At 69.0% G+C, this 15,986-nt stretch carries 17 protein-coding genes; 8 read left to right on the forward strand and 9 right to left on the reverse strand.

Annotated elements, in window-relative coordinates:
* The first annotated feature begins 137 nt into the window (after positions 1–137).
* Positions 138–1,421, forward strand: coding sequence for a UDP-N-acetylglucosamine 1-carboxyvinyltransferase (murA, locus tag OXR08_RS03880; RefSeq protein WP_112384140.1), 1,284 nt, complete (start codon positions 138–140; stop codon positions 1,419–1,421).
* A gap of 281 nt (positions 1,422–1,702) precedes the next feature.
* Entirely contained in the window at positions 1,703–3,778 is a 2,076-nt protein-coding gene (locus OXR08_RS03885; RefSeq protein WP_267347802.1) for a catalase, read from the forward strand.
* 244 nt (positions 3,779–4,022) lie between these two features.
* Here the strand turns inward: OXR08_RS03885 and OXR08_RS03890 are convergent, their stop codons facing one another.
* Positions 4,023–4,793 carry a LytTR family DNA-binding domain-containing protein gene (locus OXR08_RS03890; RefSeq protein WP_267347804.1) on the reverse strand — a complete coding sequence of 257 codons (771 nt, stop codon included), beginning with the start codon at positions 4,791–4,793 and terminating at the stop codon, positions 4,023–4,025.
* A 150-nt stretch (positions 4,794–4,943) separates the two neighbouring features.
* On the opposite strand from OXR08_RS03890, the gene OXR08_RS03895 reads away from it, so the two are divergent.
* Positions 4,944–5,480 carry a DUF2306 domain-containing protein gene (locus OXR08_RS03895; protein ID WP_267347806.1) on the forward strand — a complete coding sequence of 179 codons (537 nt, stop codon included), beginning with the start codon at positions 4,944–4,946 and terminating at the stop codon, positions 5,478–5,480.
* A 4-nt stretch (positions 5,481–5,484) separates the two neighbouring features.
* On the opposite strand, the gene OXR08_RS03900 is transcribed toward OXR08_RS03895, so the two are convergent.
* From OXR08_RS03900 to OXR08_RS03920, 5 genes are all read right to left on the reverse strand, one after another.
* Positions 5,485–7,077, reverse strand: a complete 1,593-nt coding sequence (locus OXR08_RS03900) for a cisplatin damage response ATP-dependent DNA ligase (protein ID WP_267347808.1) — start codon at positions 7,075–7,077, stop codon at positions 5,485–5,487.
* A 14-nt stretch (positions 7,078–7,091) separates the two neighbouring features.
* Positions 7,092–7,277, reverse strand: a complete 186-nt coding sequence (locus OXR08_RS03905) for a DUF1328 family protein (RefSeq protein WP_112384135.1) — start codon at positions 7,275–7,277, stop codon at positions 7,092–7,094.
* 133 nt (positions 7,278–7,410) lie between these two features.
* The gene (locus OXR08_RS03910; RefSeq protein ID WP_112384215.1) at positions 7,411–7,908 is read right to left on the reverse strand and encodes a DNA starvation/stationary phase protection protein; all 498 of its coding nucleotides are present in this window, start codon (positions 7,906–7,908) and stop codon (positions 7,411–7,413) included.
* 104 nt (positions 7,909–8,012) lie between these two features.
* Positions 8,013–8,579, reverse strand: a complete 567-nt coding sequence (locus OXR08_RS03915) for a TMEM165/GDT1 family protein (protein WP_267347812.1) — start codon at positions 8,577–8,579, stop codon at positions 8,013–8,015.
* Between the two features lie 10 nt (positions 8,580–8,589).
* The gene (locus tag OXR08_RS03920) at positions 8,590–8,886 is read right to left on the reverse strand and encodes a hypothetical protein (RefSeq protein WP_235903867.1); all 297 of its coding nucleotides are present in this window, start codon (positions 8,884–8,886) and stop codon (positions 8,590–8,592) included.
* 239 nt (positions 8,887–9,125) lie between these two features.
* On the opposite strand from OXR08_RS03920, the gene rpmG reads away from it, so the two are divergent.
* Complete coding sequence (gene rpmG, locus OXR08_RS03925) at positions 9,126–9,293, forward strand: 50S ribosomal protein L33 (protein WP_007407030.1); 168 nt, start codon at positions 9,126–9,128, stop codon at positions 9,291–9,293.
* 488 nt (positions 9,294–9,781) lie between these two features.
* Here the strand turns inward: rpmG and rpoZ are convergent, their stop codons facing one another.
* Positions 9,782–10,126, reverse strand: coding sequence for a DNA-directed RNA polymerase subunit omega (rpoZ, locus tag OXR08_RS03930; RefSeq protein ID WP_112384212.1), 345 nt, complete (start codon positions 10,124–10,126; stop codon positions 9,782–9,784).
* A 119-nt stretch (positions 10,127–10,245) separates the two neighbouring features.
* On the opposite strand from rpoZ, the gene OXR08_RS03935 reads away from it, so the two are divergent.
* A complete protein-coding gene (locus OXR08_RS03935) occupies positions 10,246–11,451 on the forward strand; it encodes a phosphatidylserine/phosphatidylglycerophosphate/cardiolipin synthase family protein (RefSeq protein ID WP_267347831.1) in 1,206 nt (401 codons plus the stop codon).
* A gap of 83 nt (positions 11,452–11,534) precedes the next feature.
* Here OXR08_RS03935 and OXR08_RS03940 read toward each other — a convergent pair whose 3' ends face one another.
* Together OXR08_RS03940 and tsaD are read right to left on the reverse strand one after the other, a co-directional pair.
* Positions 11,535–12,518, reverse strand: a complete 984-nt coding sequence (locus tag OXR08_RS03940) for an NAD(P)H-dependent glycerol-3-phosphate dehydrogenase (RefSeq protein ID WP_267347833.1) — start codon at positions 12,516–12,518, stop codon at positions 11,535–11,537.
* On the reverse strand, positions 12,515–13,540 hold the full coding sequence (gene tsaD / locus OXR08_RS03945; RefSeq protein WP_267347835.1) for a tRNA (adenosine(37)-N6)-threonylcarbamoyltransferase complex transferase subunit TsaD: 1,026 nt from the start codon (positions 13,538–13,540) through the stop codon (positions 12,515–12,517). Before tsaD ends, OXR08_RS03940 begins: the two co-directional genes overlap by 4 nt.
* A gap of 84 nt (positions 13,541–13,624) precedes the next feature.
* Here tsaD and hemC point away from each other — a divergent pair, with 84 nt between their 5' ends.
* The 3 genes from hemC to OXR08_RS03960 form a co-directional block, all read left to right on the forward strand.
* Positions 13,625–14,536: a hydroxymethylbilane synthase gene (gene hemC / locus OXR08_RS03950; protein WP_267347837.1), complete on the forward strand. Its 912-nt coding sequence runs from the start codon at positions 13,625–13,627 to the stop codon at positions 14,534–14,536.
* Entirely contained in the window at positions 14,533–15,204 is a 672-nt protein-coding gene (locus OXR08_RS03955) for a uroporphyrinogen-III synthase (RefSeq protein ID WP_267347840.1), read from the forward strand. Before hemC ends, OXR08_RS03955 begins: the two co-directional genes overlap by 4 nt.
* A 31-nt stretch (positions 15,205–15,235) precedes the next feature.
* On the forward strand, positions 15,236–15,986 hold a 751-nt coding region (locus OXR08_RS03960; RefSeq protein ID WP_267347842.1), incomplete at its 3' end, for a hypothetical protein.

Raw genomic sequence — 15,986 nt, forward strand, 5'->3', positions numbered from 1 at the left:
GGCCGCTGCGTGGCACTATTCCTATTCCCCCAATCGGCTCCGAGCCTTAGCCAAGGAAGGGATTTGCCTGCATTGACATCGATCAAGGCAGGACAGGAGCCTTGGCGCTTCGTCATTGCTTGCGCTAGGGACGGGGGATGGATCGCATTCTCATTCGCGGCGGACAGCGACTCGCCGGGCGCCTCCCGATTTCCGGTGCCAAGAACGCCGCACTCACCCTCCTCCCCTGCGCGCTGCTGACGGACGAACCGCTCACCCTGCGCAACCTGCCGCGCCTCGCCGATGTCGATGGCTTCGGCCATCTTCTGAACCAGTTGGGTGCCTCGACCGCGATCGAGGGCACGCGCCCCGACGAATTCGGCCGGGTGATGACGATCCGCGCCGGCCGCCTGACCTCGACCGAGGCGCCCTATGACATCGTGCGCAAGATGCGCGCCTCCATCCTCGTCCTCGGCCCCATTCTGGCGCGGGCCGGTGTCGCGCGCGTGTCGCTGCCCGGTGGCTGCGCGATCGGCAACCGCCCGATCGATCTTCACCTGAAGGCGCTGGAGGCGATCGGCGCCCAGATCGAGCTGACCGCCGGCTATGTCGAGGCGTCCGCGCCCGGCGGCCGGCTGTCGGGTGGCCGCTACACCTTCCCCGTCGTCTCGGTCGGCGCGACCGAGAATGTGTTGATGGCCGCCGCCACCGCCAAGGGCACCAGCGTGATCGGCAACGCCGCGCGCGAGCCCGAGATCGTCGACCTGTGCAACCTGCTCGTCGCGATGGGCGCCCGGATCGACGGCATCGGCACCGAGACGCTGACGATCGAGGGCGTCGATCGCCTGCACGGCGCCACCTATGCGGTGATGCCCGACCGGATCGAGGCGGGGTCCTATGCCTGTGCCGCGGCGATCACCGGCGGCGACATCGAACTGGTCGGTGCCCACGCCCCCGACATGGAGGCGACGCTCGCCGCCCTGCGCGAAGCCGGCGTGACCGTGGAGGAGAAGCCCGGCGCGATCCGCATCGCGGCGGACGGCCCGCTCAGGCCGCTGACGCTCTCCACCGCGCCCTTTCCGGGCTTTGCCACCGACATGCAGGCGCAGTTCATGGCGATGCTCCTGAAGGCGGAGGGTACCAGCGTCCTGACCGAGACGATCTTCGAGAACCGCTACATGCACGTCCCCGAACTGGCGCGCATGGGAGCCAGCGTGCAGGTGCATGGCCGCACCGCCATGGTGAAGGGCGGCGAGCCGCTGGTCGGCGCCCCCGTCATGGCGACCGACCTGCGCGCCTCGATGAGCCTCATCATCGCCGGCCTGGCCGCCGAGGGCGAAACCTCGGTCGCGCGCGTCTATCACCTCGACCGCGGCTATGAGCGGCTGGAGGAAAAGCTCTCCGCCGTCGGCGCCGACATCGAACGCGTCAGCGACGGCTGAGCGTCCTTTTGCAACGCGCGTCGCGGCGCGTTGCACGGCGGTGCCGCCCTCCACAGCCATTCCAACGATGCTGCGCACCGCCGGAACCTTGGGCTGTTCCGCCCGCTCCCCCTCCCGGCCACCCACACGGTATCCTGATGGGTGGCCGGGAGGGGGAGCGGGCCGGCGCCGCAAAACGTGCCTTCGGCACGTTTCGACCAGCAAGAAGCAATCGATTCGCAACAGGCTCCATTCGGCATCCCGCTCGTTGAGCGAGGCAAAGCCTTACCTGGAGCAATATCATGGATCATGACGCCCTGAACGCCGGCAACGGCGGCGAGACGCATCAGCGCAGCGACGCCGATCATCCGGTCCTCACCACCAACCAAGGCGTCGCAATCGCCGACAACCAGAACCAGCTCAAGGCTGGCCCGCGCGGCCCCGTTCTGCTCGAAGACCATGTCTATCGCGAGAAGATCAACCATTTCGACCACGAGCGTATTCCGGAGCGTATCGTCCACGCCCGCGGCACCGGCGCGCACGGCTATTTCGAGCTGACCGAATCGCTGTCCAACATCACCACCGCCGACATCTTCCAGCGCCCCGGCGAGCGCGTGCCCGTCTTTACCCGCTTCTCCACGGTGGCGGGCGGCGCCGGATCGGTGGACACCCCGCGCGACGTGCGCGGCTTTGCGGTGAAATTCTACACCAAGCAGGGCAACTGGGATCTGGTCGGCAACAACATCCCGGTCTTCTTCATCCAGGACGCGATCAAGTTTCCCGACCTGATCCACGCCGCCAAGATGGAGGCCGATCGCGGCTATCCGCAGGCGGCGACCGCGCACGACACCTTCTGGGACTTCATCTCGCTGATGCCTGAATCGACCCACATGGTCATGTGGGCGATGTCGGACCGCACCCTGCCGAAAAGCTTCGCGACGATGGAGGGGTTCGGCATCCACACCTTCCGCTTCGTCAACAAGGCGGGCCAGTCGACCTTTGTGAAGTTCCACTGGAAGCCCAAGGCCGGGCTGCAATCGACCATCTGGGACGAGACGGTGAAGATCGCCGGCGCCGATCCCGATTTCCAGCGTCGCGACCTGTTTGAGCGGATCGGCCGCGGCGACTTCCCCGAATGGGAACTGGGCGTGCAGCTGTTCGACGAGGAATTCGCCAACGCGCAGCCCTATGACGTGCTCGATTCGACCAAGATCATCCCGGAGGAAGTGCTGCCGGTAAAGATCGTCGGCCGCATGGTGCTCGACCGCTATCCCGACAATTTCTTTGCCGAAACCGAGCAGGTCGCCTTCTGCCCCAGCAACGTCGTGCCGGGCATCGACTTCACCAACGATCCCCTCCTCCAGGGCCGGCTCTTCTCCTATCTGGACACGCAATTGTCGCGTCTCGGCGGGGTCAACTTCACCCAGATCCCGGTCAACCAGCCCAAGAACGTCCCTGGCGATCACCCCTTCGCCAATCTGCAGCGCGATGGCCATATGCAGATGCAGGTGTTCAAGGGCCGCGCCAATTACGAGCCCAACAGCCTGCATCTGGCGGGCGAACCCGGCGGCCCGCGCGAGGACCCGGCGGGCTTCAAGACCTATCCGTCGGAAGAAGAGGGCGCCAAGCTGCGCATCCGTCCCGAAAGCTTTGCGGATCATTACAGCCAGGCCCGGCTGTTCTTCCGCTCGCTCGACCCCGCCGAACAGGCGCATCTGGCGTCTGCGATCGTGTTCGAACTGTCCAAGGTCTCGCTCGAACATGTCCGCATTCAGATGATGGCGAACCTGCGCAACGTGGATGAAACGCTGGCGACCCGCGTCGCCGACGGCCTCGCCATGGACCTGCCCGAGGCGTCGCCGACGGCGGCTCCGGTGATCGACATGGACGTATCGCCGGCGCTGCGCATCATCCGTGGCCCGCTGGAAAAGCATACGCTCAAGGGCCGCACCGTCGGCATCCTCATCGCCGACGGCACCGACGCGGCCACGTTGAAGACGGTGAAGGCGGGTGTCGAGGATGCCGGCGGCACCCCGATGCTGATCGCGCCGAAGGTCGGCGCCGTGCCGCTGTCCGACGGGACAAAGGTCAAGGCCGACGCGCAACTCTTCGGTCAGCCCTCGGTCACCGTCGATGCGATCGCGGTGATCCTGAGCGAAGAGGCCTGTGCGAAACTGGTCAGGGAAGGCGCCGCGGTACAATTCGTCATGGACGCCTTCGGCCATCTGAAGGCGATCGGCCACAACGCCGCCGCGCAACCCCTGCTCGACAAGGCCGGCGTCGAACCGGACGAGGGCGTGGTGGATCTCGATGGCTTCGTCAACGCCGCCAAGAAGCGCTACTGGGACCGCGAACCCAAGGTCCGCACGCTGGCGTGATATCCAACCTCCCTCTCCCCTCCGGGGAGCATCAGGTGAACAGCGCCCCGCGCTGTTCAGCCCATGCCGGGGGCATGGGCGGCCTGATGCTGGAAGGGGCCCGCTGCCGCAAGGCAGTGGGAAGGGTGAGGGGCCGCCAAGCTACGCAACCCGGGTAAGGCTAGAGGCGAAAGCGATAAGTTTTGTGCTCCCCCTCCACTTCAGGGGAGAGGCTCGGCCTGTACAATCTTGATCGCGTTTGACTCTAAATCCACCCCTCCGCGACCAGCGTCGGAACCGCCCCCCGCGCCACCGGCGCCTCGACCCCGCCGGGCAGCACCAGCCGGTAGTTGCGCCCCTCGCGCCGTACCCGCTCCACCGCATCCCGCGCGACCCACCAGCTGCGATGCACCTGTGCCCCCGCCAGCGGCGCGGTTTCCGCCACCGCATCGCGCATCCGCATCAGGATCAGCGCCGAGCCATAGGCGCCGTGCGCGCGGACATAATGGTCCTCCATCTCCAGCGCGTGCAGCGTCGGCCCGAACCCCGGCGGCAACCGTTCGAACAATGCCGGCCCGACCGGCTCCGCCGCTACCGGCTCCGGTTCCGGTTCCGGCTCTGCCAGAACCGACGCCGCCTCACGCCGCCGCCGCGCGACCCACAGCATCACCGTCCCGATCGCACCCACCAGCCCCACATTGACGTACAGCGCCAGCGCCTGCTCCGGCGTCGGCCAGCGCGTGGTATAGCCGATCCGGCCCACCACCCACACCAGCGCGGTCATCGGCACGCTCGCCACCACACCCGCCGCCGCCCACATCGCCGCCTCCGGCAGCGCCAGCCGCGCCGCCACCCGGCTCGCCGCCATCATCGCCGGATGATAGAGCGCATAGCCCGCCACCATCAGCGTCACCCAGTAGACCAGCCGAAACGCCACGCTCCCCGCAAACGTCCCGAACGGCCCCATCAGCGCGAGCAACAACCCGATCGCGAGCATGATCGACAGATCGATGAGGAAACGGCGGGCCGGCGGCATGACGGAGGCAAGTCCTACCGCCCGTTCACGCTTCGCGAAATGGCAAAGCCGCACGGCTCACGCAGCAGGCGGCCGGTCCACGCACGCGCGCTGGCGAGCGAACCGCCAGCAGACACGATGGCCCCGACACCGCCATCAAGGATCGCGCCGATGACCAGCCTGCCCCTCCCGATCGCCTTCCCGCCCCGTCGCGCGCGGCGCGACCTGTCGCCCGCGATGCGCGCCATGGTGCTGGTCGCCGGTGGCGGGCTCAGCGCGATGGCGGCCGTGGCGCTCGGCCGTGCCGCCCTCGGCCTCGCGCCCGCCGCCCCGGCGGTGCGCGAAGTGGCGGTGGCGCTCCACCTCGCCACGGTGCTGCCCGCCCTGCCCCTCGGCCTCTACCTGCTACTCGCCCGCAAAGGCGGCCCCCGCCACCGCCTGCTTGGCAAGGTCTGGGTCATGCTGATGCTCGTCGCGGCCCTGTCCGCACTCGGCATCCGCCACCTCAACCATGGCCAGTTCAGCGCGATCCACCTGTTCGTGCCCCTGACCGTCATCGGCCTGTGGCGTGCCGTCGTCTCCGCGCGATCGGGCCGGATCGCCACGCACCGCACCACCATGATCGCCCTTTATCTCGGCGGGCTGGTCGGCGCGGGCGCCTTCGCCTTTGCCCCCGCCCGCATCATGGGCCTGTGGCTGTTCGGCTGACCGATCAGGTCACCATTCGCCGCAGCGCCTCGATCCGGTCCGCTTCCGCCGCGGGCTTGTCCAGGCGGATGCGCGCGATCCGGGGAAAGCGCATCGCGATCCCCGATTTGTGCCGCTTCGACTCGTGGATAGAATCGAACGCGATCTCCAGCACCAGCGTCTTTTCCACCTCGCGCACCGGGCCGAAGCGGTGCACGGTATGGCCGCGCACGAAGCGGTCCAGTTCGCGCAACTCCTCGTCGGTGATCCCCGAATAGGCCTTGCCGACCGGCAGCAGCTCGCCCTGCTCGGTCCAGCAGCCGAAGGTATAGTCGCTATAATAGCTCGACCGCCGCCCGCTGCCGCGTTGTGCATACATCATCACGCAGTCCGCGGTCAGCGGATCGCGCTTCCATTTATACCACAGCCCGGTGCGCCGCCCCGTCACATAGGGCGAGTCGCGCCGCTTCAGCATCATGCCCTCGATCGCGGCATCGCGCGCGGTGGCGCGCATCGCCTCCAGCGCGGTGAAGTCCGCCGCCTCGATCACCTGGCTCAGATCGAACCGGTCGGGGTCGAGCGGGGCCGCGAACGCTTCCAGCCTCCGGCGCCGCTCCGTCCATGGCAGGGGGCGCAAATCCTCGTTCCCATCGAACAGGATGTCGTACAGGCGGACAAAGGCCGGATATTCCTCCAGCATCTTGCCCGACACCGTCTTTCGCCCCAGCCGCTGTTGCAGCGCGTTGAAGCTGGCCGCGCCCCCGCCATCCTCCAGCGTCCCGCCCTGATGCTCGCCCTTGACCAGCAATTCGCCGTCGACCGCGCCGATCCCGGTAAAGGCGGCGGCGACATCGGGAAAGCTGCCCGTCACATCGTCGCCGGTCCGGCTGTAGAGCCGGGTGGCACCCGCGACATGGACGATCTGCACGCGGATGCCGTCCCACTTCCACTCCGCGGCATAGTCCTTCAGGTCGACGCGCAGATCCTCCAGCGGATGCGCCAGCATGAACGGCCGGAACACCGGCACGTCCGCGGGCGTCGGCTGTGCGCCGGTACCCTCGGCCCAGGCGAACAATGCAGCATAGGGCGGCACCAGTCCGTGCCACACCTCCTCCACCGCATCGACATCCAGTCCGAACGCCTCGGCCAGCGCCGTCTTGGCCAGCCGCGCCGACACGCCGATCCTGAGCGACCCCGTCGCCATCTTGAGCAGGGCGAAACGTTCCTCGGCATTCAGCCGGTCCAGCATCCCGGCCAGCGCCGCCGGCGCATCCGATCGTGACAGATGCATCAACCGGTCGACGACATCCGCCACCGACAGCGGGGCATTCTCCACCGGCCGGTCGGGCTCTGGCCACAGCAGCGACACCGTCTCCGCGGTATCGCCGACATAGTCGCGGCTCATCCGGAACAGCACGGGGTCGATCCGCGCCTCGATCAGCGCCCGGATCAGTGCGGGCTTCACCGCCGGCAGGTCCAGGTCGCCGGTCAGCGCCGCCATCGCCCAACCCCGGTCGGGATCGGGCGTGGCGCGCAGGTAATCGGCGATCAGCCTCAGCTTGGCATTGCGCGACCGCGTATAGATCAGCGAATCGAGAAGCGCGGCAAAGGCCTGCATCGCCGGGCCGTTCGTCAGTCGATCGCGTTCTTCACCGATTTACCCGCGACCAGCCCCAGCACCAGGAAGATCAGGAACAGGGCCAGCGCGATAAAGAACAGCACCTTGGCAATGCCGACGAACGCACCACCGATCCCGCCGAAACCGAGCGCACCCAGGATCAATCCGAGGATCAGAAAAGTGACGGCAAGTTTCAGCATGGTGGTTCCTCCTGACGGTTATGCTTCCACAACCGGTCAGGAGGTCGTTGCGTTCCCGATCAGAGATCGGGGTATGGAGAACGCGCCGGCGCCGCCTGAAACCTCGTCCTCCTGCGAGTTTTCAAAATGAGTATCAGCCCTTGCGGCTGGCCTCGAACAGGAACCAGGCACGTTCCTCGGCCTGATCGGTCCATTCGTCGACGATGCCGCTGGTCGCATTGTCCTTGGCGTCCTCGGCGGCGTCCTTGACCGCGCGGAACCGGTCGACCAGCTTCAGATTGTCGTCGCGCAGCTCGGCCAGCATGTCGCCGGCCCCCACGAACTCGCGATCGTTGTCGGCGATGGTCTGGCGGCGCGCGATGTCGCCGATCGAACGCAGCGTGACATTGCCCGTCTTGCGCACCCGCTCCGCGATCGCGTCGGTCACGCCCAGGATCTGCGCGGCCTGATCGTCCAGCAACAGGTGGTAATCCCGAAAATGCGGGCCCGACACGTGCCAGTGGAAATTCTTCGTCTTCAGATACAGCGCATAGCAATCCGCCAGTGCGCCGTTCAGCGCATCGGCGACGCTGGCGGTGTCGTTGCGGTTCAGGCTGCTCGGCGTTTCGAGCGCCGGGTTGGTATCGGCCATCGGAAAGCTCCCGGATGATGGTTGGAATTTGTTGCGTGAACGATCCGATGGCCGAATGGCTCCGACCCGTCCACGCGCAAAACCCGCGCTGTTTGATCGACCCGCTAGATCAATCGCAATCCGGACAGCCCGAATATCATGCCCAGTATCAGGCACAGGACCGCCCCGCCCTGCCGGACGCGATCGCGCGACAGGCGGCACCAGTCGCGCTCGCCCATCACCGCCGCGGCGCCCAGCACCGCGATCCCGCCCAGCGTCGCGCCGACCACCGCCAGCCACGGCATCGTCGATCGGATCGCGATCGCGCCCACCAAGAATTGCAACCCGTCCCCAAAGCACAGGATGAACAGCCCGAGCAGACTGGTCGCAAAGCCGCCCAGCCGCCACCGCGCCAGCCGCTCCGGCGGCTTTTGCGCAAACAGCGCGCCGCCGCCCTGCAACACCAGCGCCATGGCCAACAGGAGGTCGCGCGCCGCGGGCGTCAGCATTCCCGCGATCGCCAGCCCCGCCGCCACCGCGATCCCGCTCGCCGCCGCCAATGCGACCAGCGCGGCCAGCATCACCGTAGCGGGGGCGCGGTATCGGTCGGCCAGGATCGCCGCCAGCCAGGCGGGCCGGTCCCCCGCCTGCACCACCAACGCGGCGACCAGCGCCGCCATCAGTGCGTCCATCAGCGACGCATCAGGCGGCCAACCGCACCGAACAGGCCGCGGCAAAGGCATGCGCGGCATCCAGATCGTCGCGCCCGCTCGCCACCGCCTCGTCCAGCATCGCCAGCCAGCCGTGCAGCAACGGCCCACGTTCGCCGCGTGCCAGCGCATGGTCCAGGAAATGCGCGACGGTGACCGCCGGCGCCATGCCATGGCGGTGGGCGATGCGGCGGATGGCGTCCACTTCGGCCGCCATGTCGGACACCGCGGCATAGGGCGCGCGGACATCCAGCGCCGCGATTCGCGCCGCCAGCTCGATACGGATCATGTCCCGCGATTCGCCCGGCATCCCACATCCTCTCTCGTCCTGTTATGCTGTGGTTTATGCCACGCAGCACGTAAAGGGGCGTTTAATCGGAACGGGCCGGCACCGCGAAACGCGCCCCGGCGCGTTTAAAGGACCCTCGAAGCTTGACTCATTGCCCCGCATGCGCCATGCGCCGCGGCTGATAGGAGCGGCGGCGCGTGCTGCCGCTTTCGCATTTTCAAGCTTACAGGATTCAGGTCATGGCAAAGCCGACCACCGTCAAGATCAAGCTCGTCAGCTCGGCCGACACCGGCTTCTTCTACGTCACCAAGAAGAACCCGCGCACCAAGACCGAGAAGCTGAGCTTCAACAAGTATGATCCCGTCGTGCGCAAGCATGTCGAGTTCAAGGAAGCCAAGATCAAGTAAGCCCCGCCGGGCGGCCCGTCCGCCCGCATGGCTGCCTGACGGCACCGACAAGCCGCGATCCCGCCCGGGATGCGCGGCTTTTTGGCGTTAGGCGATGCCCAGCCTTTCTCATGATCGTGAGTTGAATGCCATCGGATCGATCCAACTCCTCCCGTTCGTCTCGAGTAGTCGTCGAGTAGCGGCAAAGCCGCTTATCGAGACGACGTATCGAGAGACGCGTCGCGGTGTAAGGCATCGTCCCGATACGAACGGATCAAGGTGACGTTATCCTGCTTTCATACCGCCGTTCGCCCTGAGCGACGTCGGAGGGCATGCGAGCCACTTAGCCTTCGACTTCGCTCAAGCCGAACGGATGTTGCTTGGGGTTTCACGCACGATGCCTTGAGCGCGTGAAACTCGCCTTCGCCCCTTCATCACACCCACAAACGAAAAGGGCCGGAGCATCGCTGCCCCGACCCTTTTCGAAAAGCCATAAACGAAAGGCCCGATCAGCCCTCGTAATCGGCCCCCAAATTCTGGTTGCGCGGCGGCGCGGCCGCGGTCAGGCGCAGCGCCTCGGCCGAGGCCTGGAGGTTGCCGACCGCATCGACCTCGTCGTCATCGTCCATCTGCACGCGCTGCAGGCCGTTGATGACCGATTCTTCCAGATGCGCGGGCCGCACGGTTTCCTCGGCGATCTCGCGCAGCGCAACCACCGGGTTCTTGTCGCGGTCGCGATCGAGGGTGAGGTCCGCTCCGCCCGAAATCTGCCGCGCACGCTGCGCGGCGAACAGGACCAGATCGAACCGGTTGGGAATCTTGTCGACGCAATCCTCGACGGTGACGCGCGCCATGCCGTGTCCTTCTTGAACAACGATGGGATGAAAGCGCAGCGCTTAGCCCCGTTGCCGGCAAAAGTCAAAGATTGCGCGTCATGCAACGCGGGGGGCCACCGCATCGTTACGCCTTGGTTATGTCCGACGACGCCGGTTCCTCCTCCGACTCCGCCCCCCAACCGGTCTTTACCGTGGAGGGAAACCGGCTGACTCTGCTCGATACCGGTCCCCGCCGGCTGGATGCGGTGCTGGACCTGATCGACCGCGCCCACCGCTCGCTGCGCATTCTCTACTATATCTATGCCGATGACGATGCCGGTCGCCGGGTCAACGCCGCGCTGATCGCCGCCGCCCGGCGCGGGGTGGCGGTATCGCTGATCGTCGACGGCTTCGGCAGCGACGATGCGGACGCGGATTTCTTCCAGCCGCTGGAACAGGCCGGCATCCAGGTCTGCCGCTTCGAACCGCGGCTGGGGCGCCGCTATCTGCTGCGCAACCACCAGAAGCTGGCCCTGGCCGATGCTGAGGAGGCGGGGAACGCGCGAATCATCGTCGGCGGCTTCAATATCGAGGATGATTATTTCGGCACGCCTGCCGAACAGGCCTGGCGCGACCTCGGGCTGCTGGTGGAGGGGGATGCCGCCGCGCGACTGGCCGGCTATTTCGATGCGCTGCAGGATTGGGTTCGCCAGCCAAACGGCAAGATGCGCCACCTGAACCGCGCGCTGGCGCATTGGAGCGAGCGGCAGGGCGCCCTGCGCTGGCTGATCGGCGGCCCCACCCGCCATCTGTCCCCCTGGGCGCGCACCGTGCGGCACGACATGCGCCGCGGACACCGCATCGACCTGATCGCCGCCTATTTCACCCCCAGCCCGACCATGCTGCGCCGCCTCGACAAGGCGGGGCGCCGCGCCGCACAGGTCCGCGTCGTCACCGCCGCCAAGTCGGACAATGGCGCCACCATCGCCGCGGCGCGCTTCACCTATGCCGGTTTGCTGCGCAAGGGCGTGCACATCTACGAATATCAGCCGACCAAGCTGCATACCAAGCTCTACGTCATCGACGATGCCGTCCATATCGGCTCCGCCAATTTCGACATGCGCAGCCTGTTCATCAACCTGGAGCTGATGATCCGCATCGAGGACGCGGCCTTTGCCGCGCATGTCCGCGGCTATGTCGATGGCGAGATCGCCCGGTCGGAGGAGATCACGCCGGATCTCTACAAGACACGCACCGGCTGGCTGCAACGCGCCCGTCAGTTCACCGCCTATCTGCTCCTCGCGGTCATCGACCCCAATGTTTCCCGCCGCCTGAATTTCGGCATCGACGGTCAGCCGGGCTGAAGACGGACGATTTGAAGTTTATCCGTTCGTCTCGAGTAGCGGCGCAGCCGCGTATCGAGACGGTGTATCGAGAGACGCGCCGCTCAGGCCCCCTCGTCCCGCAATGGTCGCGCCAGCAGGTCGCCGATCACCGTATCCACCGCCTCGCCGCCCAGCAGGCGGCACACCGCATCGGTCACCGGCATGTCGACGCCCACGCCCGCCGCCGCCTCGCGCAGCACGGGCGCGGTAAAGGCGCCCTCCGCCACCGTGCGCCGGTCCGCCAGCAGCGCTGCCGCCGACTGCCCCCGGCCAAGTCCAAGCCCCAGCGAGAAATTGCGCGACGCGACCGACGAACAGGTCAGCACCAGGTCGCCCAGTCCCGACAGCCCGGCCAGCGTCACCGCATCGGCCCCGCGCGCAAGGCCGAAGCGCGTCATCTCGGCAAAGCCCCGCGCGATCAGCGCGGCGCGCGCATTCTGGCCCAGCCCCGCCCCCTCCACGACGCCGCACCCGATCGCCAGCACGTTCTTCACCGCGCCACCGATCTCGGCCCCCACCACATCGGCGCTGGCATAGGGGCGGAACTGCGGCGTCGCCAGCCACTCGGCCAGTTGCGCGCGCAAGGCAGGCTCGGCACAGGCCAGCGTCACCGCGGTGGGCAGGCCGCGCGTCACCTCATGCGCAAAGGTCGGCCCCGACAGCACCGCGATCGGCGAGCGCGGATGCTCCTCGGCCGCCACTTCGCTCATCAACCGATGGCTGCCCGCCTCGATCCCCTTGGAACACAGCACCAGCGCCTGGCCATGCGCGGGCAGCGTCGCCAGCACCGATCGCATCGCCTGCGCCGGCGTCACCACCAGATTGACCGGCGCCTGCGCGACATGGGCCAGGTCGCCCGTCGCCCGGATGCGCGGCGACAGCGGAATGCCCGGCAGATAGGGCGCATTCTCCGCCGTCGCGTTGATCGCCGCCACCAGCGCCGGGTCGCGCGCCCACAGCCGCACCTCATGCCCCGCGCTCGCCGCGACCTGCGCCAGCGCGGTGCCCCAGGCGCCTGCGCCGATCACGCCGATCGTCTCGCTCACGCCTTCACCCCCGCCCCGCGCACCGCCTCGGCATCCGGGTCCAGCGGCCAGCGCGGGCGCGCGGCGACGTCCAGCGGATCGGTCAGCCCGGCGGCAAAGCGCTCCACCCCGGCCCAGGCGATCATCGCGGCATTGTCGGTGCACAGCCATCCCGGCGGCGCGACGAAGCGCAGGTCATGCTCCGCCGCCAGCGCCTCCAGCGCGCCCCGCACCGCCCCGTTCGCCGCGACCCCGCCCGCCACCACCAGCGCGGTCGCCTGCGGCGCCACCGCCAGCGCCCGGCGCGTCCGGTCGATCAGGCACTCGACCACCGCCAACTGGAACGATGCGGCGATATCGGCGGGGGCATGGCCGCCCACCGCCCGCGCCACCGCGCTCTTGAGCCCTGCGAACGAGAAATGCGGCTCGGCCGCACCCTTGAGCGGCCGGGGCAGCGGCACCGCGGCGGGGTCGCCCTCCTGCGCCAGCCGCTCCACCGCCGGCCCGCCGGGATAGCCCAGCCCCAGCAGCTTGGCGGTCTTGTCGAACGCCTCGCCCACCGCATCGTCGATCGTCGTCGCCAGCCGGCGATAGCGCCCGACGCCCTCGACCAGCAGCAACTGGCAATGCCCGCCCGACACCAGCAGCAGCAGATAGGGAAAGGCGAGCGCGCGGTCGGCCAGCCGCGGGCTCAGCGCATGGCCCTCCAGATGGTTGACCGCGATCAGCGGCTTGTTCGCCGCATGCGCCAGCGCCTTGCCGGTCACCAGCCCGACCATCACCCCGCCGATCAGCCCCGGCCCCGCCGTCGCCGCCACCGCGTCCACCTCGGCCAGCGTCACGCCGGCATCGGCGAACGCCGCCTGGATCAGCGGCTCCAGCGCCTCGACATGCGCCCGCGCCGCGATCTCGGGCACCACCCCGCCATAGGGCGCATGCGCCGCCTCCTGCCCCGCCAGCCGATGCGCCAGCACACGGCCCTCATCGGTAACCAGCGCGGCGGCGGTCTCGTCGCAGGAGGATTCCAGTCCCAGGATCAGCATGCCCGTCCCCTTAACCCTTGCGCGCGCCCGATTCCACCCGCGCCCGCTTGTCGAATCCCCCCTCGCTGCGGCAAGGGGTGCGCCATGGCAGTGTTCAGGCTCGGCACGCGCGGTTCGCCGCTGGCGCTCACCCAGGCGCGGATGGTGCGCGATGCGCTTCTTGCGGCGCATGGCTGGGGGGAGGATGCGGTGGCGATCGTCCCCATCCGTACCACCGGCGACCGGGTGCAGGACCGCGCACTGGCCGAGATCGGCGGCAAGGCGCTGTGGACCAAGGAGCTGGACCGCGCGCTGCTGGCGAACGAGATCGACGCCGCCGTTCATTCGATGAAGGATGTGGAGACGATCCGCCCCGCCGCGATCGCCATCGCCGCGATGCTGCCACGCGCCGATGTGCGCGACCGGCTGATCGGCGCGCCCGACATCGCGAGCCTGCGTTCCGGTGCCGTGGTCGGCACCAGCAGCCCGCGCCGCCGCGCGCAACTGCTGCGCCACCGGCCGGACCTCCGCATCGTGCTGTTCCGCGGCAATGTCGAGACGCGCCTCGCCAAGCTGGCCGCGGGCGAGGCCGACGCCACGCTGCTCGCCGCCGCCGGGCTCGACCGGCTCGGCCGCGACGATGTCGGCACCGCGATCCCCACCGACACCATGCTCCCTGCTCCCGCGCAGGGCGCGGTCGGGATCGAGACGCGCGCCGACGACCATGATGCGCGCCGCATCGTCGCCGCGATCGACCACGACGATACCAGCGCCTGCGTGCTGGCCGAACGCGCGCTGCTCGCCGGGCTGGCGGCGGATTGCCATTCGCCGGTCGGCGCGATGGCCTCGCTTGCCGGCGAAACCCTGCGCCTCACCGCCGAACTGTTGACCGAGGACGGCGCGGACAGCGTCGTCGGCACGGTCGAGGGGGCGATCGACGACCCGCTCGGCGCCACCCTCGCCGCCGACCTGCTGGACCGGGCACCCCCATCGGTGCGGCGCCTGTTCGGGGCATGACGCGCCCGCTCGTGGTCGTCCGGCCGGAACCGGGCGCCACGCGCACCATGACCGCGCTCGCCGCCGCCGGTCTGGACGCGCGGGCCTGCCCCTTTTTCGCCGGCGCGCCGATGACCTGGGCACCGCCCCCGCCCGGTGATTTCGACGCGCTGTTGCTGACCAGCGCACAGGCGCTGCGCCACGCCGGCCCAGCACTGGCCACACTCGCCGCGCTGCCCGTCGTCGCGGTCGGCCCGGCAACCGCCGCCGCCGCCCGCGATGCGGGCCTTTGTGTCGCGGTGACCGGCGCCGCCGATGCCGCCGCCGCGATCGCCGCCGCCCGCGCCCGGGGCCTTGCGCGCCTGCTTCATCTCGCCGGCCGCGACCGGATTGACGGCGGCGAGGCCGTGGTCGCGATCACCGTCTATGCCGCAGAACCGGTTCCCCTTCCCCCCGGCACCGTTCGCGGCTTCGCGGAAATGGACGTTCTGCTCCATTCGGCGCGTGCCGCGCGGCGGCTCGCTGCGCTGGTGGACCGCGAGGGCGTCGACCGGGGCCGGATCGGCCTTCTCGCGCTCAGCCCGGCGATTCGCGACGCCGCGGGGCCGGGCTGGCGATACGCCCTTGCCGCCCCCCGCCCCGATGACGCCGCCCTGGTCGCGCTCGCCTTGCAGCGGCTCGACGATTGACCGGAGTGACGGCCGGGGAGATAAAGCGCGCATGAGCGACCCCATGCCGATCGATCGACCGCGCGCGCGCGGCCCCCGTACCGGCGTGCTCGTCGCGCTCGTCCTTCTCGCCTTTGTCGCCGGCCTGATCCTGATGGGCTATGCGATGAGGAACTTCGATCGCAGCGACGCGCGCACCGCGACACAGGCACCCGTCCAGACCGCCGCCGCCCCTGCCACCCCGGCCCAGCCGGCGCCCCTTGCCGACCCCGCGACGCTGGCCACCCGCGAGGCTGCACTTGCCGGCCAGCTCGCCGCTCTGGAGGCGCGCACCGCCGCGCTGGACGCCGATACGAACGCCGCCGGTCGACAGGCGACCCGGGCCGAGGCGCTGCTGGTCGCCTTTGCCGCCCGCCGCGCGCTCGATCGCGGCCAGCCGCTCGGCTATCTCGAGGAACAGCTTCGCACCCGTTTCGGCGCGGTCGAGCCGCGCGCGGTCGGCACCGTCATCGCGGTCGCCAGCCGCCCGGTAACGCTGGAGGCGCTGCGTCAGGGTCTCGACACGCTGGCCTCGCAACTGTCCGTCGACGACAGCCAGGGCTGGTGGGAAGGGCTGCGCCAGGAACTCGCCGGCCTTGTCGTGCTGCGCCAGGCCAACAGCCCGTCCACCGCCCCCGTCGATCGCCTGACCCGCGCCCGCCACCTGCTCGATGCCGGCCAGGTCGATGCCGCGCGGGACGAGATCGCGCGCATGCCGGGCGCCGCTCGCGCCACCACATGGGACCGTGCCGCCTACCGCTACG

Source organism: Sphingomonas sp. GM_Shp_2 (assembly GCF_026540875.1).
GTDB lineage: Bacteria > Pseudomonadota > Alphaproteobacteria > Sphingomonadales > Sphingomonadaceae > Sphingomonas > Sphingomonas carotinifaciens.

Coding starts and splice junctions, on each gene's coding strand:
- murA (WP_112384140.1), top strand. CDS start 138: ATGGATCGCATTCTCATTCGCGGCGGACAGCGACTCGCCGGGCGCCTC.
- OXR08_RS03885 (WP_267347802.1), top strand. CDS start 1,703: ATGGATCATGACGCCCTGAACGCCGGCAACGGCGGCGAGACGCATCAG.
- OXR08_RS03890 (WP_267347804.1), bottom strand. CDS start 4,793: ATGCCGCCGGCCCGCCGTTTCCTCATCGATCTGTCGATCATGCTCGCG.
- OXR08_RS03895 (WP_267347806.1), top strand. CDS start 4,944: ATGACCAGCCTGCCCCTCCCGATCGCCTTCCCGCCCCGTCGCGCGCGG.
- OXR08_RS03900 (WP_267347808.1), bottom strand. CDS start 7,077: ATGCAGGCCTTTGCCGCGCTTCTCGATTCGCTGATCTATACGCGGTCG.
- OXR08_RS03905 (WP_112384135.1), bottom strand. CDS start 7,277: ATGCTGAAACTTGCCGTCACTTTTCTGATCCTCGGATTGATCCTGGGT.
- OXR08_RS03910 (WP_112384215.1), bottom strand. CDS start 7,908: ATGGCCGATACCAACCCGGCGCTCGAAACGCCGAGCAGCCTGAACCGC.
- OXR08_RS03915 (WP_267347812.1), bottom strand. CDS start 8,579: ATGGACGCACTGATGGCGGCGCTGGTCGCCGCGTTGGTGGTGCAGGCG.
- OXR08_RS03920 (WP_235903867.1), bottom strand. CDS start 8,886: ATGATCCGTATCGAGCTGGCGGCGCGAATCGCGGCGCTGGATGTCCGC.
- rpmG (WP_007407030.1), top strand. CDS start 9,126: ATGGCAAAGCCGACCACCGTCAAGATCAAGCTCGTCAGCTCGGCCGAC.
- rpoZ (WP_112384212.1), bottom strand. CDS start 10,126: ATGGCGCGCGTCACCGTCGAGGATTGCGTCGACAAGATTCCCAACCGG.
- OXR08_RS03935 (WP_267347831.1), top strand. CDS start 10,246: ATGTCCGACGACGCCGGTTCCTCCTCCGACTCCGCCCCCCAACCGGTC.
- tsaD (WP_267347835.1), bottom strand. CDS start 13,540: ATGCTGATCCTGGGACTGGAATCCTCCTGCGACGAGACCGCCGCCGCG.
- hemC (WP_267347837.1), top strand. CDS start 13,625: ATGGCAGTGTTCAGGCTCGGCACGCGCGGTTCGCCGCTGGCGCTCACC.
- OXR08_RS03955 (WP_267347840.1), top strand. CDS start 14,533: ATGACGCGCCCGCTCGTGGTCGTCCGGCCGGAACCGGGCGCCACGCGC.